Annotated in this window: 24 protein-coding genes and 1 pseudogene; 14 read left to right on the top strand and 11 right to left on the bottom strand. The window is 40.1% G+C overall.

The window, feature by feature from the left end; translation table 11 throughout:
* Nucleotides 1-17 precede the first annotated feature (17 nt).
* The 9 genes from F909_RS07120 (at nt 18) to rplI (ending at nt 7766) form a co-directional block, all read left to right on the top strand.
* Nucleotides 18-788 carry an RDD family protein gene (locus F909_RS07120; RefSeq protein WP_005152024.1) on the top strand — a complete coding sequence of 257 codons (771 nt, stop codon included), beginning with the start codon at nt 18-20 and terminating at the stop codon, nt 786-788.
* Between the two features lie 299 nt (nt 789-1087).
* The gene (cyoA, locus tag F909_RS07125; RefSeq protein ID WP_005152023.1) at nt 1088-2140 is read left to right on the top strand and encodes a ubiquinol oxidase subunit II; all 1053 of its coding nucleotides are present in this window, start codon (nt 1088-1090) and stop codon (nt 2138-2140) included.
* Between the two features lie 3 nt (nt 2141-2143).
* Nucleotides 2144-4135: a cytochrome o ubiquinol oxidase subunit I gene (gene cyoB, locus F909_RS07130; protein WP_004806017.1), complete on the top strand. Its 1992-nt coding sequence runs from the start codon at nt 2144-2146 to the stop codon at nt 4133-4135.
* Between the two features lie 4 nt (nt 4136-4139).
* Nucleotides 4140-4760 (top strand): cytochrome o ubiquinol oxidase subunit III, encoded by a 621-nt coding sequence (gene cyoC / locus F909_RS07135; protein WP_005152020.1) that lies wholly within the window; start codon nt 4140-4142, stop codon nt 4758-4760.
* Nucleotides 4760-5089: a cytochrome o ubiquinol oxidase subunit IV gene (locus F909_RS07140; protein WP_004806013.1), complete on the top strand. Its 330-nt coding sequence runs from the start codon at nt 4760-4762 to the stop codon at nt 5087-5089. Before cyoC ends, F909_RS07140 begins: the two co-directional genes overlap by 1 nt.
* A gap of 10 nt (nt 5090-5099) precedes the next feature.
* Complete coding sequence (gene cyoE, locus F909_RS07145; RefSeq protein WP_005152017.1) at nt 5100-5978, top strand: heme o synthase; 879 nt, start codon at nt 5100-5102, stop codon at nt 5976-5978.
* Nucleotides 5979-6684: 706 nt separating this feature from the next.
* The gene (rpsF, locus tag F909_RS07150) at nt 6685-7068 is read left to right on the top strand and encodes a 30S ribosomal protein S6 (protein WP_004806006.1); all 384 of its coding nucleotides are present in this window, start codon (nt 6685-6687) and stop codon (nt 7066-7068) included.
* An 11-nt stretch (nt 7069-7079) separates the two neighbouring features.
* Complete coding sequence (gene rpsR, locus F909_RS07155) at nt 7080-7307, top strand: 30S ribosomal protein S18 (protein ID WP_000090661.1); 228 nt, start codon at nt 7080-7082, stop codon at nt 7305-7307.
* Nucleotides 7308-7319: 12 nt separating this feature from the next.
* Nucleotides 7320-7766 carry a 50S ribosomal protein L9 gene (rplI, locus tag F909_RS07160; RefSeq protein ID WP_005152015.1) on the top strand — a complete coding sequence of 149 codons (447 nt, stop codon included), beginning with the start codon at nt 7320-7322 and terminating at the stop codon, nt 7764-7766.
* Between the two features lie 89 nt (nt 7767-7855).
* On the opposite strand, the gene F909_RS07165 is transcribed toward rplI, so the two are convergent.
* Entirely contained in the window at nt 7856-8410 is a 555-nt protein-coding gene (locus F909_RS07165) for an NAD(P)H-dependent oxidoreductase (protein WP_005152012.1), read from the bottom strand.
* Nucleotides 8411-8534: 124 nt separating this feature from the next.
* On the opposite strand from F909_RS07165, the pseudogene F909_RS0120310 reads away from it, so the two are divergent.
* From F909_RS0120310 to F909_RS07180, 4 genes and pseudogenes are all read left to right on the top strand, one after another.
* Nucleotides 8535-8870, top strand: a pseudogene (locus F909_RS0120310) (winged helix-turn-helix transcriptional regulator).
* A 120-nt stretch (nt 8871-8990) separates the two neighbouring features.
* Nucleotides 8991-10436 (top strand): replicative DNA helicase, encoded by a 1446-nt coding sequence (gene dnaB / locus F909_RS07170; RefSeq protein WP_005152008.1) that lies wholly within the window; start codon nt 8991-8993, stop codon nt 10434-10436.
* Between the two features lie 57 nt (nt 10437-10493).
* Nucleotides 10494-11567, top strand: a complete 1074-nt coding sequence (gene alr / locus F909_RS07175) for an alanine racemase (RefSeq protein ID WP_005152007.1) — start codon at nt 10494-10496, stop codon at nt 11565-11567.
* A 61-nt stretch (nt 11568-11628) separates the two neighbouring features.
* Nucleotides 11629-12099: a DoxX family protein gene (locus F909_RS07180; protein ID WP_005152005.1), complete on the top strand. Its 471-nt coding sequence runs from the start codon at nt 11629-11631 to the stop codon at nt 12097-12099.
* Between the two features lie 53 nt (nt 12100-12152).
* Here F909_RS07180 and F909_RS07185 read toward each other — a convergent pair whose 3' ends face one another.
* The 4 genes from F909_RS07185 to F909_RS07200 form a co-directional block, all read right to left on the bottom strand.
* Entirely contained in the window at nt 12153-12887 is a 735-nt protein-coding gene (locus F909_RS07185) for a proteasome-type protease (protein WP_005152003.1), read from the bottom strand.
* Nucleotides 12888-12903: 16 nt separating this feature from the next.
* Nucleotides 12904-13683, bottom strand: a complete 780-nt coding sequence (locus F909_RS07190) for a transglutaminase family protein (protein ID WP_005152000.1) — start codon at nt 13681-13683, stop codon at nt 12904-12906.
* Nucleotides 13680-14282, bottom strand: coding sequence for an alpha-E domain-containing protein (locus F909_RS07195; RefSeq protein ID WP_005151997.1), 603 nt, complete (start codon nt 14280-14282; stop codon nt 13680-13682). Before F909_RS07195 ends, F909_RS07190 begins: the two co-directional genes overlap by 4 nt.
* Nucleotides 14283-14357: 75 nt before the next feature.
* Nucleotides 14358-15908 carry a circularly permuted type 2 ATP-grasp protein gene (locus F909_RS07200; protein ID WP_005151995.1) on the bottom strand — a complete coding sequence of 517 codons (1551 nt, stop codon included), beginning with the start codon at nt 15906-15908 and terminating at the stop codon, nt 14358-14360.
* Between the two features lie 212 nt (nt 15909-16120).
* Between F909_RS07200 and F909_RS21420 the strand changes: the two genes are divergently transcribed.
* Nucleotides 16121-17122, top strand: a complete 1002-nt coding sequence (locus tag F909_RS21420; RefSeq protein ID WP_081401917.1) for a helix-turn-helix transcriptional regulator — start codon at nt 16121-16123, stop codon at nt 17120-17122.
* Between the two features lie 332 nt (nt 17123-17454).
* Here the strand turns inward: F909_RS21420 and F909_RS07210 are convergent, their stop codons facing one another.
* The 6 genes from F909_RS07210 to F909_RS07235 all read right to left on the bottom strand — a co-directional run bounded on the left by F909_RS07210 (nt 17455) and on the right by F909_RS07235 (nt 22893).
* Nucleotides 17455-17772 (bottom strand): putative quinol monooxygenase, encoded by a 318-nt coding sequence (locus tag F909_RS07210; protein WP_005151987.1) that lies wholly within the window; start codon nt 17770-17772, stop codon nt 17455-17457.
* Between the two features lie 79 nt (nt 17773-17851).
* Entirely contained in the window at nt 17852-19171 is a 1320-nt protein-coding gene (locus F909_RS07215) for an adenylosuccinate synthase (RefSeq protein ID WP_005151985.1), read from the bottom strand.
* Nucleotides 19172-19230: 59 nt separating this feature from the next.
* Nucleotides 19231-20397 carry an ATP phosphoribosyltransferase regulatory subunit gene (locus F909_RS07220; RefSeq protein ID WP_005151983.1) on the bottom strand — a complete coding sequence of 389 codons (1167 nt, stop codon included), beginning with the start codon at nt 20395-20397 and terminating at the stop codon, nt 19231-19233.
* Nucleotides 20398-20566: 169 nt separating this feature from the next.
* Nucleotides 20567-21373, bottom strand: a complete 807-nt coding sequence (locus F909_RS07225; RefSeq protein WP_005151981.1) for a shikimate dehydrogenase family protein — start codon at nt 21371-21373, stop codon at nt 20567-20569.
* A 138-nt stretch (nt 21374-21511) separates the two neighbouring features.
* Nucleotides 21512-21826, bottom strand: a complete 315-nt coding sequence (locus F909_RS07230) for a hypothetical protein (protein WP_005151979.1) — start codon at nt 21824-21826, stop codon at nt 21512-21514.
* 41 nt (nt 21827-21867) lie between these two features.
* A complete protein-coding gene (locus F909_RS07235) occupies nt 21868-22893 on the bottom strand; it encodes a type I glyceraldehyde-3-phosphate dehydrogenase (RefSeq protein ID WP_005151978.1) in 1026 nt (341 codons plus the stop codon).
* Nucleotides 22894-23009: the final 116 nt, after the last annotated feature.

Here is a 23009-nt window from a genome sequence, read left to right as displayed (position 1 = left end):
ATTGAGATTTTAAAATTATGCAAATTTACTTGGCTCGTAATAATCAACAAGCAGGACCTTATAGTTTAGAACAAGTGAACCAAATGCTTGCTAGTCAACAAGTTTTATTGACAGATTTGGCTTGGCATGAAGGCATGGCCGAATGGAAAACACTTGGCGAATTGACACAAGGTAAACTTGTCTACGAACCTGTAGGTTACTCTCCTTTTAGTTCTCAAATTAAAACTGAAACGAACGAACCCACTTACACAATCAAAGTTGAGAAAAAAGTATCGGACTTGGCTTCCATCCCTTCACGTTTTCTTGCAAAAGTGATTGATATATTTTTGTGGCTCCCTGCAACGTTTATACTCACAAGTTTTTTTACCGCTGAACAAGCACAAAAGTTCACGCAACTCAATGAACAACTTTTACAACTCATGGCAGATCGTTCATCAGACATCGCTTTGGCACAAAAAGTTCAGACAGAAATATTTGCGATTGTTCCATCCCAAGCTTGGATCGCAATGTGTGCGTACATTATTATCATGCTCATGATACAAGCTTTTTTAATTGGAAAATCAGGTCAAAGTATTGGTAAGAAATTAACCAAAATCAAAATTGTTGATGCTGAAACCTCTGCACCCGTCAGCACAATTCGTGGCTTTTGGTTAAGAAGTATTGTTTTTATTATTTTGAATCTAATCACTGTTCCATTGATTTCTGTTTTAGAATCTCTATTTGCTTTTGGAAAAAAGAGACAAACTTTGCACGATAAATTGGCAAAAACCAAGGTTATTAAGCAGTAATCACAAATCGATAAACAAAAGAGGATTTATTCCTCTTTTTTTATGTATTAATCTGATATCTATATAAAAAACACAGATGCAAATAACAATCCCTACAAAATAAATCGGGTTTTAAAACAAGTATTTCACACGACTTTATGAGTAGCTTAGTTTTTCAATATAAGGCATAATGCCCAACAACGTTGCGGTGTCGCGTGATTGCTAAGCATTTTTTAATCGATCCTTATCAATCACGCGACACTTTAATCGCTATCCCATAATTTTAATTAGGGAATGGGACTCTTCACCGAGGTTGTAAAATGAGACAAACGATTTTAGCTGTATTGTCTTTATCAACGATGGCTGCGCTCTTGACTGGGTGCGGCGGTGATATGGTACTTCTAAACAATAAAGGTCCAGTTGGTCAAGGTCAAAGTAACCTGATGATGACTGCGATCTATTTAATGCTATTGGTGGTGATTCCATCAATCATTATGGCATTATGGTTTGGTTGGAAATATCGCGCGTCGAATAAAGATGCAGACTATAAACCTACTTGGGCACACTCAACGACAATTGAGATCGTTGTATGGGGTGTACCTGTCATTATTATTGGTATTTTAGCTTGGTTAACTTGGTGGGGTTCCCACAAGTACGACCCTTACCGTCCGTTAGAATCAGATAAAGCACCATTGACTATTCAAGCTGTCGCTGAACAGTTCAAATGGATTTTTATCTATCCTGAGCAAAACATTGCAACGGTAAACGAAGTACGCTTCCCAGAACAAACACCAATAAGCTTTAAGATCACTTCTAACTTCACAATGAACTCATTCTTCATTCCACAGTTAGGCGGTCAGATCTACGCAATGGCTGGTATGCAAACTCACCTTCACCTATTAGCAGACGAACCGGGTGTCTTCCGTGGTTTCTCAGCAAACTATTCAGGTTACGGTTTCTCACAAATGCGCTTTAAAGCACATAGCGTGACTGAGCCAGAATTTGCACAATGGGTAGAAGCAGTGAAAGCTGGCAATGGTACAAGTATCAACCCTGAAGCAATTCAAAAAGGCACACTTGATCAAGCTGAGTTAGCAACACTTAAAGATGGCGATCGTTCTAAACACCAGATCGAGCATTTAGTGAATCGTGCTAAAGCTGCTGGTGATGAAGAAGCACTTGCTAAAGCTGAAGCGATGAAACCGTTCCCGACTAAGCCACACCCAGTGACTTATTACTCATCAGTTGAGCCAAAATTGTTTGAAACAATCATCAACCACTACATGAGTAACTATCACGGTGCTGACCATTCTGCTGGACATGCAACAGCAGAAACTCATGCTGCAGCAGAACATGCTGCTCAAGGGGAATAAGACATGGATATGATTTTTGGTAAATTAGGGTGGGATTCTATCCCAACTGAACCCCTTGTACTTGTCACCATGGTCTTTATGGCACTTGGTGCAATTGCTGTATTGGGCGGTATCACCTATTTCAAGAAATGGGGATATTTGTGGAATGAATGGTTTATCACTGTAGACCATAAAAAGATTGGTATCATGTATATCATCGTATCTGTTGTCATGCTGTTGCGTGGCTTCGCCGATGCGATCATGATGCGTCTACAACTGTTCCTCGCGAAAGGCGGCGGCGAAGGTTACTTACATCCTGACCACTACGACCAGATCTTCACCGCACACGGTGTAATCATGATCTTCTTCGTAGCAATGGGTCTCGTTGTTGGTATGATGAACATCTCTGTACCTTTACAGATTGGTGCTCGTGACGTTGCTTTCCCATTATTAAACTCTTTAAGCTTCTGGCTATTCGCTGGTGCTGCTGGTTTAATGATGCTTTCACTTGTATTAGGTGAATTTGCTGCGACTGGTTGGATGGCTTACCCTCCTCTATCTGGCATTCAATATTCTCCTGGTGTGGGTGTTGACTACTATATCTGGGCACTTCAGGTTTCTGGTCTGGGTACGCTTTTATCTGGTGTTAACTTCTTTGTTACCATCATCAAAATGCGTGCACCTGGCATGAAATTGATGGATATGCCTATTTTTACGTGGACTTCACTTTGTACGGCTGTATTAATCATTGCATCATTCCCTGTATTAACAGGTACGCTTGCAATGCTTACTTTAGACCGTTACTTCGGCTTCCATTTCTTCACAAATGAGCTTGGCGGTAGCCCAATGCTTTATGTGAACTTGATCTGGACATGGGGTCACCCTGAAGTATATATCTTAGTATTACCAGCATTTGGTTTATACTCAGAGATCGTTGCAACCTTCTCTCGTAAAGCGTTGTTCGGTTATAAGTCTATGGTGTATGCGACGATTGCGATTACTGTACTTGCGTTCGTTGTATGGCTTCACCACTTCTTCACCATGGGTGCTGGTGCGAACGTTAACGCGTTCTTCGGTATCATGACCATGGTTATTGCGATTCCTACAGGTGTGAAAATCTTCTCTTGGTTATTCACAATGTATAAAGGTCGCATCACCTATACTACTCCTATGTTATGGACGCTCGGCTTCCTTGTAACATTCGGTATCGGTGGTTTAACTGGTGTACTTATGGCTGTTCCACCTGCGGACTTCCTTGTACACAACTCATTATTCTTAATCGCTCACTTCCATAACGTAATTATCGGTGGTGTGGTGTTTGGTATGTTTGCCGGCATCATCTTCTACTGGCCAAAAATGTTTGGTTGGAAGCTTAATGAAGCATGGGGTAAAGCTGCGTTCTGGTTCTGGTTCATTGGTTTCTATTTTGCATTCATGCCACTTTATATCCTTGGTTTCATGGGTATGACTCGTCGTTTGAATACATATGACAACCCTGAGTGGGATCCATACTTAGCGATTGCATTGTTTGGTGCTGTTCTTATCGCGATCGGTATTGCATGTTTCCTAATGCAAATCATCGTTGGTTTCTTACAACGTAAGGACAACATGGACCACACAGGCGATCCATGGGATAGCCGTACCCTTGAATGGGCAACGTCATCTCCTGCTCCGTTCTATAACTTTGCGCATGAACCAGATGCTAGCGGTGTAGACCGTTTCTGGACTGACAAAGAAAATGGTGTAGCATACGCACGTAACACTAAATATGAAGACATCCACATGCCGACTGATCGTGCTGCTGGTTTTGTCATTGCAATGTTCATTACAATTCTTGGCTTTGCACTTATCTGGCATATTTGGTGGCTCGCTGTTGTTTCATTCGTTTCAGCTATTGTTAGCTTGATCGTAAGCTCATTCACTAAGAATGTTGATTACTACGTTCCTGCTGCTGAAGTTGAGCGTATTGAAAACGAACGCTATGCTTTACTTGAAAAACACTTGAAGAAGGACTAAGGAAATGGCTGAAGTACTTCATCACGACAACCACGGCCACGATGGTCATCATGAACATGATGATACTGACTTAACGGTCTTTGGTTTCTGGACATACTTGATGAGTGACTTGATTCTTTTCGGATCACTCTTCATTGCGTTCGCTGTATTAAGCAGTCATATCCCGCCAGGAACCCCAAGTGCATATGACCTGTTCCATGATTCATTGGGCTTCGTGTTAACTGAAACATTTGCCTTATTGATTTCATCGGTAACATTTGGTTTTGCTGTACTTGCATCTTATAAAAAGAATGTCAATCAAGTGATCACTTGGTTATTTATTACATTCCTTTTTGGTGCATCGTTCATTGGTATGGAAATCTATGAGTTCCATCACCTTGTACACGAAGGCCACGGTCCAACTCACAGTGCATTCTTATCGTCATTCTTTACTTTGGTTGGTACACACGGTATTCACGTAACTTCTGGTTTAGTGTGGATGCTGGTATTAATCTACCAAATCAAAAAGAATGGTTTGACCTTACCGAATACACGTCGTCTTGCTTGCTTAAGCTTGTTCTGGCACTTCCTTGACATCGTTTGGATCTGTGTATTCAGCGTCGTTTACTTACTGGGAGTTCTCTAATGAGTAGTCATGACCATAATGCTGCAGGTGCGTCACACGGTAACTTTAAACAATACACGATTGGATTTATTCTGTCTGTCATCCTCACCATCATCCCTTTCGGGATGGTGATGGCTGGTGGTTTTAGTCGTGGCATTTTAGTTACAGTAATTGCAATTACTGCTGTTGCTCAGGTACTTGTACAACTTGTGTATTTCTTACACATGAATACATCATCTGACCAACGTTGGAACCTTATTGCATTTATCTACACAATCTTATGTATCGCTGTACTGTTAGTCGGCTCTGTGTGGATTATGAATTACCTACACTACAACATGATGATCTAAACTGATCGTCATGTGGAAAAAGTACTTATTCCTGACTAAACCAGGAATTCTCTTCGGTAATTTTATTACCACCTTGGGCGGCTTCTTCTTAGCCGCCCAAGGCTCTATAGACTGCCTCTTATTATTACTTACTCTTCTCGGAACAACATTAGTGGTTGCTTCTGGTTGTGTAGTCAATAACGTCATTGATCAAGACATCGATCAAAAAATGCAACGCACCATGAACCGTGCACTTGTGACGAAAACCATCTCCCCGACTGTGGCTATGTGCTATGCGCTGGTTTTAGGAGTGATGGGCTTCAGCATTCTCTGGTTCTATGTCAATGCCTATGCATTTTTATTCGCTGTTATTGGTTTTGTGGTCTATGTCGGTTTTTATAGTTTGTGGAGCAAACGCACTACAATCCATCAAACCGTGATCGGTAGTATTTCTGGAGCGAGTCCACCTGTTATTGGTTATGTGGCTGTAAGTCATCAGTTCGATATGGCGGCGCTATTGATCTTTGTTGCATATGCTTTATGGCAAATGCCTCACTCATGGGCGATCGCAATTTATCGTTTTGACGACTATAAAAATGCAGGCGTTCCTATTTTACCTGTAGCCCGTTCAATCTTTAGAACAAAAATCGAATCACTGATTTATGTGGTTTTATTTACTCTAGCGATGAATGCTTTATACGTATATGGATACACCAATATCATTTTCTTGGTCATCTGTAATATACTTTGCATTTACTGGTTCTACATTGCTATTTTAGGATTCAAGGCCGAAGATGATCAGCTTTGGGCCAAACGCTTTTTCCTTTTCTCAGTAATTCTGATTACTGTCATCAGTTTAAGCTTTAGCTTCACCTTTAAAAGCCCTGCACCATTCTTCCCTATTTTTTAAAAAGATAGAGAATGCTCTATCTTTTTAAACTCTCCCAATTTTTATCATTTCGTGCAATAAAAACATTCAGTTCTTTATTGCCTAAATGACACATCATCATCCATCTATTTTAAAACCAAGATAAATTTGAGATACATTTTTTCTTAACCCAGAAATACACAATCTAGCTCAAACCTTCTAAATATTTAATTCATCTTGTTCGTATATTTCTGATCTAACTTTTGCCACAAAGACACTGGGTAGAGGTAAAATTCTAATGTATCCCAGGCTTCACAAAAACTGATTTCATAATTAGGCTGTAAAATTTGATTGAGTACCGTCAAGGTTGTATCTCGACCAGCTCCCTTACCCTGATAAGGAATAATCAATGTTTTATCCTAGTCATGAATGGTCATCGTAAAGCTTTGCAGATTCTCTGCACGTAAAAGATCTGTTCGTAATATATTTTCACAATACGCAATCATTGCCTCCTCTCTATTCGGCTACAAAAATTGACTCAATCAAGGCGACTGTCTTTATCAATTGTGGCTAAATTTCTATTGCCTATTTTTATTTAAAAATATATCGCAAAGACTACGTCAGATTTGCTTTCTAGCCTCAATTTGCATATAATCGGCGCTTCGCAATTTGCGACATAACTTTTTAGTTATGACTCCTTGCTTCTAATTTTTTAATTAGGGGCTGCTTAAACCGTAAGGAGCTGACAATGCGTCACTACGAAATCGTACTATTGGTACATCCAGACCAAAGCGATCAAGTTGTAGGTATGGTTGAACGCTATATCTCTCAGATCAAAGAAGCTGAAGGTCAAATTCACCGTTTAGAAGATTGGGGCCGCCGCCAATTGGCTTACCCGATTAACAAAATTCACAAAGCACACTACATTCTTATGAATGTGGAATGTGGTCAAACGACTCTTGATGAGTTAGAAGAATTGTTCCGTTATAACGATGCAATTATTCGTAACATCATTATCCGTCGTGAAAACGCAATTACTGAAGAATCTTTGCTTGCTAAAAGTGCTGAAGAAAAACGTGCGCGTAAAGCTCAACGTGAAGAAGCACAACAAGCAGTTCCAGAAGCTGAATAAGGAGAACCTCAATGGCACGTTTTTACCGTCGTCGCAAGTTCTGCCGCTTTACAGCTGAGAATGTTGCGTACATCGACTACAAAGATATCGACACTTTAAAACAGTACATTACTGAAAACGGCAAGATTGTTCCTAGCCGTATTACAGGTACTAAAGCTCGTTATCAACGTCAATTAGCGTTAGCTATTAAACAAGCTCGCTATTTGTCTTTGATTCCGTACACTGACAACCATAAGTAAGTGAGGTGAGCTGTGGACGTTATCTTATTACAACGCATTAAGAATCTTGGTAAATTAGGCGATAAAGTATCAGTTAAAGCTGGTTATGGTCGTAACTTTTTGATTCCTCAAGGTAAAGCAGTAGCTGCAACTGAAGCTAACACTTCAGCTTTTGAAGCTCGTCGTGCTGAACTTGAGAAACAAGAAGCTGACATCTTAGCTGCTGCAACTGCACGTGCTGAACAATTGAACGAAGTTAACATCGTAATCACTGCGAAAGCTGGTGACGAAGGTAAACTTTTCGGTTCAATCGGTACTCGTGACATCGCTGACGCTTTAACTCATGCTGGTCTTACTGTAGACCGCGCAGAAGTTCGTTTACCAAACGGTGCGCTTCGTCACACTGGTGAATTCAACATCGCAATTCAATTGCATCATGATGTTGTTGCTGAAGTTCTCGTTACTATCGTATCTGAGTAATTTCTGCAAAGAAAAAGAGCATGTTTTACATGCTCTTTTTTTATGTCTGATTATCCTGTTTTAACAATATATCTCGTATAAAAACATCTTTAATGCATTGCTGATAAATATTTCACATAGTCCTCTGCACTTTGCTCAACATCATTGATTGTTGGTAAAACCTCGCCCTCCTCTGGCTGAGTTTCCATTCCATAAAAAGCATAAACAGGCTGATAATCAGCTTTGACATAACGTGCAGTCAATGCAAAAGGAGCACACAAAGTTTCTAAACTCATTTGATGTCTGCCATCCACTGAATAATCATGTGCTTTACTCCCAGTCGATACTGCAAGTGCTATTTTCTTATTTTTTAATTGATTTCCTGCTGAACCATAAGCCCAACCATAAGTCAGCACCTCATCTAACCATTGTTTCAATAATGGTGGGCAGTTAAACCAATACATTGGGAACTGAAACACTAAATTCTGATGTGCTTCAACCAAAGCTTGTTCTTTTAACACATCAATCTGACCATTTGGATAACTTGGGTAAAGCTCATGTACAGTGAACTGCTCTGGATATTGATATAATTTTTCAATCCAACATTTATTTATAATTGAATTATTGATGTCAGGATGGGCAACAATCACAAGTGTTTTTTTCATTTCAACGGACTCCATTAATCGTTCAGTTATAGTGATGAGTCGATTATAAAAGTATGCTTTCAAGAATATAAGTATGGTCATTATGGTTATATACTAGACTAAAAGTTAGTGTTAGAAGAATGCTATGGAAATTTGTGCGCCGCCCCATATTGACTTAGAACAAACAGATTTTGGATATACAATTTCCTTAATCAATGGCAAGTATAAAATGATTATCATGTATTGGCTTTATCAACATAAACCCATCATGCGATTCAATGAATTAAAACGCTCAATCGGCAACATTTCATTCAAAACCTTAAGTTTAACCTTGAAAGAAATGGAAAAAGACCAACTGATTATCCGTAAGGAATAACCACAAATTCCACCCAAAGTTGAATACAGTTTATCTGAACGAGGACTTTCATTAATTCCACTGCTAGACATGATGTGCCAATGGGGCGCATCCAATCGGCTCTAGTATCCAAACCACACTTTTTCACCACTTACACAATTTTCACTGAATTAAATTGTCCCGATGGCCTCCATTTGGATTAAGATAGTCACTCGGTTTTGTTTCATCTTTTTATTAGGTCTTGTTATGTCACAGGCGAATGCCAATTTTACAAAAAATTCTCCCAACACAGAGAGTAAAGTGAGTGACTCAGGTCAACTAAAAGAATTCCGCACCCCCCCTCATAATCTTGCCATTGAGCAAGCCGTTTTGGCCGCTTTAATGACAGTTGCTGAATCATTTGAGCAGGTCAGTGACTTACTTAAAGAAAATGATTTTTATGCGACTCGTCACAAATATATTTATCGTGCCATCGAAAAACTGGCACAAGAAAACTCACCTTACGATGCTGTTTTGGTCAACGACTGGTTACTCAAACAGAACCTACTAGATGCAATTGGTGGTGAAGAATACTTGATGCAATTGATGGCTGATTCGCCTTCAAGCTTCTATAATCTTGAAACTTATGCCAATAAAATCAAAGAGTTTTCAACACTGCGTACCATGATCAAAGTGAGCAGTGATATTTTACAAAATGCTTATGACACTAAAGGTCGCCCAGTCAGTGAAATTTTAGACTTGGCTGAAACCCAAATTTTTTCGCTCGCAGAACAGCACAATAACAATAAAAAAGATTCAGGCCCTAAATCAATCAGCTCTGTCACCGCAGATGTTATTACCAAGCTAGATGAACTGTCTAAATTAGACGGCAACATTACGGGTTTAACCACAGGCTTCTTAGAGCTTGATAATAAAACATCAGGGATGCAGGCTGGAGATTTGATTATTGTTGCAGCACGTCCATCAATGGGTAAAACCACATTTGCCATGAACTTGGTTGAAAGTGTACTGCAATACAACCGCCTACCTGCTCTCGTATTCTCAATGGAGATGCCAGCAGACTCAATTGCAATGCGTTTGATCTCAGCCATGGGTAAGGTCCATCAAGGGCATCTACGTTCAGGTAATCTCGATGCAGACGAATGGACCAAAGTCACAGGGACCATTCTCCAGCTACAAGAAATGCATCTCTATATCGATGATTCATCTGCCCTGCCACCAACTGAACTTCGTGCACGTGCACGTCGTGTGGCCAAAATGCATGATGGGAAAATCGGCTGTATCATGGTCGACTACTTGCAGCTCATGAAAGTACCGGGCATGGGTGATAACCGTGTCGGAGAGATCTCGGAAATTTCCCGAAGCTTAAAAGCTTTGGCCAAAGAAATGCAGTGTCCTGTCATTGCACTCTCTCAGCTTAACCGTAGTTTGGAGAACCGACCAAACAAACGTCCTGTTATGTCAGACTTACGTGAATCGGGTGCGATCGAGCAGGATGCCGACTTGATCATGTTCATTTACCGTGATGAAGTCTATAACAAAGAATCCAAAGAAGCAGGGACTGCTGAAATCATTATCGGTAAGCAACGTAACGGCCCAATTGGTAGCGTACGTCTCGCATTTGAAGGTCAATATACGCGTTTTAGTAATCTCTCACCTGAGTTCTATGCTCAATATGAAGATGACGAATAACGTTCAAACTATTTCTATTTTATATACAATCCAAGTCGACCCAAAGGAGAACTCAGGGTGCGCCAAGCAACAGTTTATATTAACAGTGAAGCACTGCAATATAATTTAAACCGTGTTAAACAACTTGCTCCTCATTCAAAAATCGTCAGTATGGTCAAAGCCAATGCTTATGGACATGGAGTCAAGAACTGTTTAGCCGCCTTAGAGGCCACGGATGCTTTTGGTGTCGCCTGTTTAGAAGAAGCTTTGGAAATCAGGCGACTTGGATATACTCAGCCGATTACTTTGATTGAAGGTGTGTTTGCTGATGACGAAATGCAACATGTCATCGAACAGAAGCTTGAATGCATCGTGCATCATAACCAACAAGTAAAATGGTTGATTCAACATAAAACTGCTTATAACGCATTAGGTCTAAAAGTTTGGGTAAAACTGAATAGCGGCATGAATCGTCTGGGTTTTAAAGTCGATGAAATCATTGACGTAATTCAACGCTTAAAAGCGGAAGGTTTCACTTGTGTACTTACTATGCATTTTGCCAATGCTGACGTTGAACACCCTTTAAATGCGCAGCAAAAACAACAATTTCTACAGGTAAAACAAACCTGTGAACCGATCTTGGTGTCTTGTTGTAATTCAGCCGCAATTTATAAATACCCTGAACTGCATTTTGATTTTGTTCGCCCAGGTATCATGCTTTACGGCGCATCTCCATTTGCTGATAAGAATGTACATGAACTCGATCTAAAGCCAGTCATGACCTTCAGTGCCGAAATTATTGCCCTCAATCAAATCCAGCAAGGTGAATTTGTCGGTTATGGTTCGACCTACTCAGCGTCATGTACGTCACAGATTGCGATTGTTTCGATTGGCTATGGTGATGGTTATCCACGCGCGTATGTGAAGCCAAATTTTGTTGCCATCGATCAGCAACTTGTTCCAGTCGTTGGCCGTGTCAGCATGGACATGATTGCAATTGATATCAGCAATGTTAAAGCAGAGATTGGCACAAAAGTTGAGCTTTGGGGCCAATCTCGCTTAGTCGATGATGTTGCTGCGGCGAATGGAACCATTGGCTATGAATTGCTTTGCCGCCTTACACAACGACCTGTGCGACAACTGGGTAACTAAACCATACTTGATCAACTTTTGGGTTTTATCTCTAATAAAGTTTTAACCATTTACACCCAACATGTTAAAACTGATTTACGATAATCCACTGTATAAAATGCCGATCCAGCAATTCGTGCTCTTTTTGATCCGAATTTCGATCGGCATTTTTTTCTTTACTACAGGCTTCAACAAACTTTTCGTCGAAAAAAATAAACTGATTATGCTGGAAACGATCATCGATGCAGGCATTCCATTTCCAGCAATCATGAGTACTTTTGTTTCAGCGACTGAAATGCTTGCAGGTTTATTTCTGATTTTGGGATTATTTACTCAGATCAGTAGTATTTTCTTGTTTATGATTTGCCTGACAGCACTATACACGGTTGGGATTCATACGATTCCAAGTGGCTTAGATCCGATAAGCTGGCTCAGTTGGTTCTTCTATGTACATGATCTATTGTATATGTTCATTCTGGCGATACTGATTACTTCTCGGCCAAGCATACTGTCGCTAGATCGTATTCTAAGCAAAAATATAACAACATCTTAGGAAGATTCTCCCTCAAAAGGATCTATACATGCTTTTGAGGGAATTTGTGGACGTTATAAACCATAGTCCGCTGTTGGCTTGGGTAACTCTTGTAAACCACGGCGCAAGGTGTCAGACCATTGTCGACTAATCTGAGTAAAATAAGGATCATCCTCACCAATCCGCTTACCTTCTGGAATTTTAAAACTATCTTTATGATAAACAAGTGCATCTAAAGGCAAACCCACTGAAACATTCGAGCGCAAAGTCGAATCAAAAGAAATGAGTGAACAGCGCAGTGCATCATCCAAAGGCATATCGTAGTGTAAGGCACGATCTAAAATAGGTTTGCCATACTTGCTTTCACCAATTTGGAAATACGGCGTATCAGTCGTTGCACAAATAAAGTTCCCTTGTGGATATACATTATAAAGCTGCATCTCCTCACCTTGAATTTGCCCACCCACCAGGATGCTGCATGAATAATTCATCTGCTCTTGGGTGTCACTGGTAATATCCTCTAGCACTTTGCGCAAGGTCTTACCCACCAATTCAGCCACTTCAAACATGGTATTGGCACTGTATAAGTTTGGCTCTTGGTGCAGAGCCAAAGCATTCTGCAAATGTCCAATCACGGCTTGAGTCGTCGCCAAATTACCTGCTGTTTGCAAAGCAATAAAACGTTCACCTTCTACACCAAAGGTATGCAACTTACGAAATACAGAAATATGATCGACCCCTGCATTGGTTCGGGTATCACTAATCAATACCAAACCTTGCTCTAATCGTAATGCGCAACAATAGGTCATCTTTCTCTCTTTACATTCAACACGCCAAAACCTGCACCACAGACATCATACTCTCCACCCCACCTTGCTCACGAATACCTCGCACAGGTGCCACATCTAAATAATCACGTCCAACTGCAACGTATATATGGTTTTGGGGTGTAAATATCTGGTTACTTACATCGAAACAATACCACTCATTATCCACAAAAACCTCTGCCCATGCATGACTGGCGAGGTGTGGCTGATTTTCATCGTAGATATAGCCCGAAACGTAACGTGCTGGTAATTGTAACGCACGACACATGGCAATTAATATATGTGCATGGTCTTGGCATACCCCCTGACCTGCATAGAATGCATCAATAGCGGAGGTCGTAACCGAGGTGCTTTCAGGTTGATAGGGAACTTGTTGTAAGATTCTTTCTGATAAAACAATTAAATGGTGGCGGTCTTTTACAGTAACAATCGAATGCGCAAAATCCGTCATGGTCAGGTCACAGCAGGTCATTGCCGTACGCTGTAAAAACAGTAATGTTGAAACATCTGTTTCAAAATAACCCAGCTCAGTCGCATGCAAATCCACCACACCCTGTGCCATGATCGTCAAATAACGATAGTCATGGCGTTGTGTAGCGGTAATCCATAGGTTATTAAACGCATCACGTTGACATGAATACTGCCCTGGAACACTGATATGCCAATTTTCAACACTCTGATGCCTTGAACTTTGTGGCATCATTTTGATGGATTGGACACTGTTTCGCGCAATCTCAGTATATTGATAATGCGTTTGGTGATTCACCATAAGTTTCATGAGGATGCCTCAAATTGATTTTCCAATTTATAGGTAAATGCATAAAACTGATTTAAATATGGCTGTTCTTTTAATGTCTCCCAACACGGTTGTAAGTCTTGCCATCCCAAATGATATAAACGCTCAATAGTGGGATCAATCGCCTCAAAAACAGCATGTGTATTGTGTTGAAATCTGAAATAAGTATCAATTTTCTCAATACACTGCCCAATATGAAAAAATAGAAAAATATCTTCTTGCTCAGCTTTCAGAATGTCACAACAGCTTTGCACCACTTCATAGATTGCCAATCCATCTGCTGCCACATTTTTGATCAGATAATTCAGTTCTGCATAGCCCTGTGCAGTCAATAGTCCTCGTAGTTCCTGAATATTGTCCCGAGCAATCTCAAGCTGACTCAATAAAGAATAAGGCTGCTGACGATCTAACATAAATTGATTCAAGTTTTCCGCATCATCAATATGCAAACAAAGAGCCTGTGCAAATTCTGATGCCTGTTGATCCTCAACAAAAGGTAACTGTCCTGCCACATGGCCAATACGGAATAAATAACGTCCTAACCAATAAATATGTTGAGCACTTGAACTCAGTAAAAGCATAAATCTCCTCCCTTTTTCTTAATATTCAGTCTCACAGCCCTCGTTGTTATCATCATTCGGGCTGTGGCATATGGCTTAGGAACGTAATGTTTCAACCACCCATGTATCTTTAATTCCTCCCCCCTGAGAAGAGTTCACCACCAGAGAACCTGCCTGCATGGCAACACGAGTTAAACCACCCGGCACAATTTCAGTACGATAAGGTGAACTGAGTACAAAAGGTCGTAAATCAATATGTCGCTCAGCAACCCCTTCCGCAGTCATGGTTGGAGCAACAGAAAGTGCCAACGTCGGTTGCGCAATATATAAATGTGGCGTCTCTACCAGCTTTTGTCTAAAACAATCGATCTGTTGTTGATCAGCTTGCGGACCAATCAACATGCCATAGCCACCTGAGCCTTGTGCTTCTTTGACGACTAATTTTTCTAAGTTACTAAGTACATAATCCAGTTGCTCCGTCTCTCGACATTGATAGGTTGGCACATTGTTCAAAATAGGTGCTTCGCCTAAATAAAACTGAATCATCTGATCAACATAGGGATAGATTGATTTGTCATCTGCTACACCAGTGCCAGGTGCATTGGCAATCACAACATTATGCTGTAGATAAGCAGACATGAGCCCAGCAACACCCAAAGTACTATCAGGTCTAAAACTAAGTGGATCCAAGAATTCATCATCCACACGACGATAAATCACATCGACTTGCTGACGACCACGGATAGTTTTAACAAAGACCTTATCATCCTCTACAAACAGGTCTCGACTGGTCACCAGCGGTACATCCATTTCACGTGCTAGAAATGAATGTTCATAATAGGCACTGTTAAAACGCCCAGGCGTAAGCACCACAATCAATGGCTGATCCACATAAGCATTTTCTTCGAGAATGGCTCTTAGCAGACTTGGATATTGCTCAATCCCTTGTAAATTATTGCTACTACACAGATCTGGCATCAATTTCTGACTGATTTTACGACTTTCAAGCATATAAGACACACCTGAGGGTGTACGTAAATTATCTTCCAGTACAAAGAAATCTCCTTGACCATCGCGAATAATGTCAATGCCACTAATTTGTGAATAGATTTTCCCTTTAAGCTGATGTTTCAACATATGTGGCTGAAATGCTTCATGGGCAATCACTTGCTCAGCAGGAATTAAGCCTTCTTTTAAAATATGCTGCCCATGATAAATATCATCTAAAAATAAGTTCAGCGCTTTGACACGTTGAGCACAACCTGTTGCGATCTTTTCCCATTGTTTCTTTTCAATCACTCGTGGAATAAGATCGTAAGGAATGGTTCGCTCCGCACCCTCTTGATCACCGTAAACATTAAAAGTAATCCCTTGATAAAGAAAATGCTGTTTCGCTTGTGCTTCCAGTGTTTTTAAATCATCGAGACTACGAATACTCAACCATTGTTCAATTTTTTTCGAAGCTTCACCGTTGAAACTTTTGTCATCCAGCATTTCATTGAAAAATTGAGATTTAAGCTGTTCAAATAAATTTGTCGTCACTTCAAGCTGTGGAATAAATGTAGACGTATAAACGGAGACCGCTGCATTTTGTTCTGGCGCATAATAATCTGTGCTGACATGTAGGTTGTGTTCTTGTTCTGACATAGAAACCTCGTCTCATCATTTATTTATATCTAAAGAAAGCAATTTCAATGCCACTTATACAAAATGATCAATTTTCAACCAGACTTAGAATATTTAAGCAAAATGAGGGGCATTTCAGTCGTAAATACGTAATCTGGATAGGATGGACTTGATAATTAAGTATAGTTTTTTTATTGTGTCTGCTTTAGACCATTGAATTATGTATTTTGCTTATGTCATCCATACAAGAAAAAGAAACATCCAATAGCCTTTATCGCCAATGGCAAATTTTGTCCCGCCTTTCGACTGGGAAATGGATGGGTACTCGCGAATTGCAAGAAATATTAGAACGCGAAGGCATCGATATCAGTCTGCGGACCATCCAGCGCGATTTAAACCAGATTGCTCAACGCTTCCCAATTGAAAGCAATAAAACTGTACCACAAGGCTGGCGTTGGCGTTCAGACGCACCGATTCAAAGCTTGCCCCACATGACCAGCTCGCAAGCGGTTACTTTTATGATGGTTGAAGAGCATTTACGTCACTTACTTCCACCCAGCTTATTAGAAGAAATGACCCCTTGGTTTGATCTTGCCAAGCGTAGCCTATCGACACAGAACAATGTTCGACAATGGATTAACCGTGTTCGTATTGTGCCTGCGACGCAACCATTAATTCCGCCAGTCGTCGACAAACATGCGCAACAAGCGATTTACGAAGGTTTATTACAAGACAAACAGATCGAGTGTATTTATCGTGCCCGCACTCATCAAGGCGAAGATAAAACCTATATCCTGAATCCATTGGCTTTGGTTCAAAAAGGTGCAGTGATTTATTTAATCTGTACCCGAAATGATAAAACTGAAGTACAAACCTTTGCTTTGCACCGATTTAAAGCAGCAACCGTATTGGATAGTCGCGCTTTACATCCTGTGAACTTTGAAATTGATAATTATATTGAATCAGGGGCTCTTGGTTTCCGTGTTGACTATGACAAACCAACTGAACAAATTCATTTAAAACTCACCATGACTGAAAATACAGCAAAAAGCTTCTACGAGAGCCAATTGAGTAAGGATCAAATCATCCAACATGTGGAAGAAAATATTGTCGAAGTCTCTGCAACAGTCCCATTTACCTCACAACTGGTGTGGTGGCTCAGAAGCTTTGGTAAAAAAATGCTGAATATTGAACCTGCTGCTGTTTATAATGCAGTGAAAGAGATTGAAGAGTAATCCCAATAAAAAAGAGAACCTTTCGGTTCTCTTCAATTTTTTATAAATTTTATTATCAAACACTCAGTATTATTATTCTTTAAATGTTCAAACCAACCTCTCTCCCCGCCTTGATCAAAATTGGTTTGTACCTTTTTAAGCGCCTTGATTGAACTTAACATCGGCACGCCAATTCATAGCCATTGTAGCGGATTCTCTTTTTCGTCATCATTATCACCCTCTTTGTTTGAACGTAAGGCTAATATAACGAGGATTTTTTAGACTGTGAAATAACAAAGATTGGAATCAAAAGCTGTTTTTTTGCTATTACTGTTTGGTGATCGTAAATTAAATTATTTATCTTCTTTATTTGGCCATAATGTCTCGAAACCATGCAAATGGGTAAAACGCCCAGCCTGTGTTTGATACTGATCAATTTGAGACACTAAACGCTGAAAATGCTCAGACTGGACATGTCGCTCTAATGCTGAACGATCAACCCACTCTTCAATAAAAACAAAATGTCCTTTTTGTTTATGATCATGATAAAGATCATAGGCCACACATCCTGCTTCGGTCCGAGTTTTTTCAATAAGCTCTTGATAAAGCGGTAAAACGCTATCAATACAGTCTGGCTGGATAAAGTCTTCAGCAATCAATTTTAAAGTCATTTGTCATCTCTTTTTATAAATAACTGCCATAAAAAAAGCTCCCAAATCAAATTTGAGAGCTTTTTGTCACCGATTCAGCTTATGCTGAAAATGGATGACGCAATACAATAGTTTCTGCACGGTCAGGACCTGTTGAAACGATATCAATTGGGCAACCAATTAAAGTTTCAATACGACGTACATACGCCAATGCATTTGCAGGAAGTTGATCAATTTGAGTCAAACCGACAGTAGACTCACTCCAACCAGGCATCGTTTCATAAATTGGTTTCAAGCTTTCGAATGAAATCGCATCAGAAGAACCAGCACAGCCTGAGTCTACATCTTCATAACCCACACAGATTTTAACTTCTTCTAAACCATCTAATACGTCAAGCTTAGTTAAGCAAATACCAGATAATGAGTTCACGTCAACCGAACGACGTAAAATCTCAGCATCGAACCAACCACAACGACGTTGACGGCCAGTAGATGCACCGAACTCATGGCCTACTGTACCTAAATGACGACCAATTGCATCACCTGTATCTGTTGCTGCATCATAATGCAACTCAGTTGGGAATGGCCCTGCACCTACACGCGTTGTATAGGCTTTGGTAATACCCAACACATAGTCCAAATGAAGTGGACCCATACCAGAACCAGAGCTTACGCCACCAGCAGTGGTATTTGAGCTCGTTACGAATGGATAAGTACCATGATCGATGTCAAGCAATGAACCTTGCGCACCTTCGAACATGATTGCCTTACCTTCTTTGCGGTAATTGTGTAACACAGTCGTTACATCAATCACTAATGGAGCAAGAACTTCGCGCCATGCATCACAAAGTGCAAGTACGTCTTCAAACTTAACTTCTTCAACGCCATAGAATTGAGTAAGTTGGAAGTTATGAAGCTCAAGCATTTCCTGAAGTTTTTCTTCAAGTAAAGCACCGCCACGAATCAAATCTGCTACGCGTACAGCACGACGTGCAACTTTGTCTTCGTAAGCTGGTCCAATACCGCGACCAGTTGTACCAATTTTCGCGTTACCACGCTTTTTCTCACGTGCTTGGTCAAGCGCGATGTGGTTTGGCAAAATAAGTGGACAGTTTGGAGAAATACGTAAACGCTCTTTAACAGGTACGCCTTCTTGTTCCAAAATCGCCATTTCTTTAATCAAGGCTTCAGGAGAAAGAACAACACCATTGCCGATTAAGCACAATACGTTTTCACGTAAAATACCTGATGGAATGAGGTGTAATACAGTCTTCTTACCACCTACCACAAGCGTATGACCTGCGTTGTGTCCGCCTTGGTAGCGAACTACCGCAGCTGCTTGATCTGTGAGCAGGTCGACGATTTTACCTTTTCCTTCGTCACCCCATTGGGTACCAAGTACCACAACATTTTTGCCCATAATAGCCTCATTACATCATGCTGTTAAAATTGGAAACCAAGTCTTAAATTACTTGGCAATTAAATTTTTTCAATCACCCACTGCCCGTTTTGAGACACCAACTGATGGGTCGCATAAGGCACTGAGCTTAAATCATCATTACCCAACAACTGCACCACACGTGAGCCTTTGCCACGCACCTCTGCAATTGCATTTAATAAATCTTGATCATTGCCTTTCGGTGCAACCACAGTTTCAATTTCTACAAACTGTGTCGCGCCTAAAGCATATAAGTCGCAACTAAATCCAGTTGCTGGACGCGCACGTCCAAAATGCTCACCAATACCATCATAACGACCACCTTGAGCCAGTGGTGCCGCACGATTCGGTGCGTAAATGGCATACATCAAACCTGTGTGATAGTGATAGCTGCGTAATTCAACCACATCTATCCCAATATTCAGATTCGACCAACGGGATTGGATTTGTGCTAATGTAGATTTCAAAGCATCTAATGCGTTTTTGAAATCTGCATCATTTAGAATATCTTGGCTTAAATGCGTTTCTAATGCATTCAAGTCACTTGCATAGCGACCTAAAGCATAAAAATCCGCACCCATCGCTAAATCTTGAGTGAATTCTTCTAACTCAGGGAAAGCTTTACGCTGATATAAATCAGAAAGTTCACTTTCAGTATTTTTATTTAAGCCCGCGCGTTTAACCAGACTACGGAATAAACCAACATGACCTAAATCTAAATGCGCACCCTCTAAAGTATGGGTATGCTCAATTAACGCCAACATGACGTTGATCATTTCAACATCTGCTTCGATGCTATCATGACCATACAACTCCGCACCTAACTGTAAAGGCGCACGAGTTGCATTGAAATTCTGTGGTTTGGTATGCAAGACTGAACCTGCATAGCAATAACGTGCCACACCTTCAATTGGTCTAACATGAGCATCTATACGCGCAACTTGCGGAGTCATATCCGCACGCACACCGAGTAAACGGCCAGATAGTTGATCAATAACTTTGAAAGTGACTAAATCTAAATCTTGATTAGATTCTGAAAGTAGAGAGAGCGATTCGATGTATTCAATAAATGGCGTATACACCAATTGATAACCTCGAACTGCGAGGAAATCTAAAGCTTCTCGACGCAATGTTTCAACAACTTGCGCTTGTTCTGGCAATACATCTGCTACCCCGTCAGGGAGCAACCATGTCTCTGAAATGGCCATGTTCCAAACCTAAAATCTGTTCAATGTGGAAGCATCCACACAAAAAGCAACCACATAAAAAAATCGGGAGTACGCCCGATTTCTCTAAGTCTAACACGATAGTTAAGACCATGCACAGGAAATTTGGACTAATATGCATTTCGCCTTATAAATTTTAAAATCTTTTTTTTCAACGTCTTCCTCTCACAAATAAATCAAGCATTAAGCCAAGCTGGCCCTCAAGCATGGCTTTTCCTAAATGTATTTGGGTGTGTTGCTCAGCCAGCGTTAATAACTTTGTTTTTTCAACGGTTACAACACATTCAGCTACCATTTTTGCTTTTTTAATTATATCTTCTGTCGTTGGCAATGGATCTGTTTCATTCATACCAAGCGGAGTTGCATTAATAAGCAGATCAAAATGCTCAACCACTTTTTCATTAATTTTGATCGTAATATTTTTAAATTTCGCCTCTAGTAGATGATGTTTTAATTTTTCTGCCCGTTCATGAGAGCGATTCAAAATATTGAGTTCCAAACATTCTTCAGCCAATAAGGCATATGCAATTGCCGAAGCAGCTCCGCCAGCCCCCATCAAAACGCAGCGCTTATTTTTCAATACATATCCGTTGCTTTTCAGACCTGCTACAAAACCAACTCCATCAAAGTTATATCCATGCAAACTTGCATCTGGCTGACGGTAGATTAGATTGCATGCTTCGATAAACTTTACTTCACTTTCACATGAATCAATTAAAGAAATAATCTGCTGTTTGTGTGGCATGGTCACAACTGCTCCAACAAAGTTATGAATTTTTTTGATGCCTTCTATTGCGTCCTTTAAATGTTCTGGGGATATGTGAAAACCAATTGCAATATATTCTCCCAGCAATCCTCTTTCTTCTAATAATTGATTCATCAACTCTGGCGTTTTAGCTTTTTCAATCGGATCACCAATTAAAGCAATTAGCTTTGTCTTCCCATTTATATTGATCAATTTAATCCCCCTTATTGTTATTAATATTATATAAAATAGAACCTATTTAAGTTCTACATTGGGCTCTGCTCCACATAATCCTACAAATGAGCTTATTCTTACTATTCAACACTAAGTCTCAAGATTCAAATTTTAAATTTAGCTATCATCTTTAAAAATTTTAGGTGTCTGTATCAATACCTCCAACACATTCACCAACTCAACATTTTGCTTTTCTAAAGCCGCAATATTGGCCACAGTTCTATCAAGCACTTCCTGTTGCACATGCATTTTTTTTGCTAAATCCTGCATGATTTCCAAACTCTTTTTCAGATGCAGTTCTAAATGCACAACTTTTTCCTCAAGTTGCATAACTTGAACATCTTGGTTTTGTACTTCTACATTTTTAAACTGCAACCAGAACAAAAACACAACCGCCGCCAATAAAACAGCAATAAATCCCCAAATCAACATTAACTATTACTCCACATTATTTTTTATATTTTATTAAACAATTAATCACAAAATGATTCACACAAATCCAGTAAACGATTTGCATATCCCCATTCATTATCATACCACGCAAATACTTTCGCTTGATGTCCCACCACCATGGTTTGTGTTAAATCGACGATCAATGAATATGGCGAATGATTAAAATCACTTGAAACGAGATCTTCATCCGTCACTTGCATAATCTGTGCATAATCAAACTGAGCTGCTTTACTCAAAACTTCATTCACTTTGTGCACGCTAATGGGTGAATGCGAAACAAAACTTAAATCAATCGCAGCCACATTAATGGTCGGTACGCGAATCGAATAACCATCGATACGATCCTCCATTTTTGGCATAACCTGTTTTAATGCACCCAAGGCACTCGATGTGGTTGGAATTATATTTTGACCTGACGCGCGTGCACGACGTAAATCCCGATGAGCATGATCTAATACCGATTGATCTGCTGTGACTGCATGGATTTCTGTCATTAATGCCGTATCAATACCAAAAGCATCATCAATAATTTTGACCAAGGGAACCAAAGCTTGAGTCGTACAAGACACACTGGAGATAATTTGATCTGTGGCTTTTACTTCAGCATGATTGACGCCATAGACAATGGCGGCATCAACTGAATCAAAAGGCGCTGCACCGATAATGACACGCTTCGCGCCTGCTTCAACATGGCGAGTTGCGTCAGCACGTGAACGGAATAAACCCGTACATTCCAACACCACATCTATGTTTAAGTCTGCCCAAGGCAATAACTCAGGCTGAGCCTGCTTAAAAACCTGTAGCTTTAATTGACGCTGATTAGACTGAATACTGAGAAAAATATGTTCATTTTCAATCAGAATTTGAACTTGTCCTGCAAAACGACCATGTGTGGTGTCGTACTTGAACAAATGCACCAAAGTTTGCACATCGGCAATGTCATTGATGGCAACGATTTCAAATTGAAACTGTTTTGGACTTTCAAACCATGCACGTAATACATTTCGACCAATTCGACCAAATCCATTGATAGCGATACGTTGCATGTAGGGTCCTTATTCATAAAAACATCATCTTTTCTATGCTATATGGTAAAACATCAAGCGCGTTGTTGAATATAGATTTTTAGCTTAAACACAGTTTTATATGATATTGCTTGTAA

It is taken from the genome of Acinetobacter sp. ANC 3929, from assembly GCF_000369405.1.
In the GTDB taxonomy this organism is placed as follows: domain Bacteria; phylum Pseudomonadota; class Gammaproteobacteria; order Pseudomonadales; family Moraxellaceae; genus Acinetobacter.
This window is presented reverse-complemented; position numbering and strand designations above follow the sequence as displayed.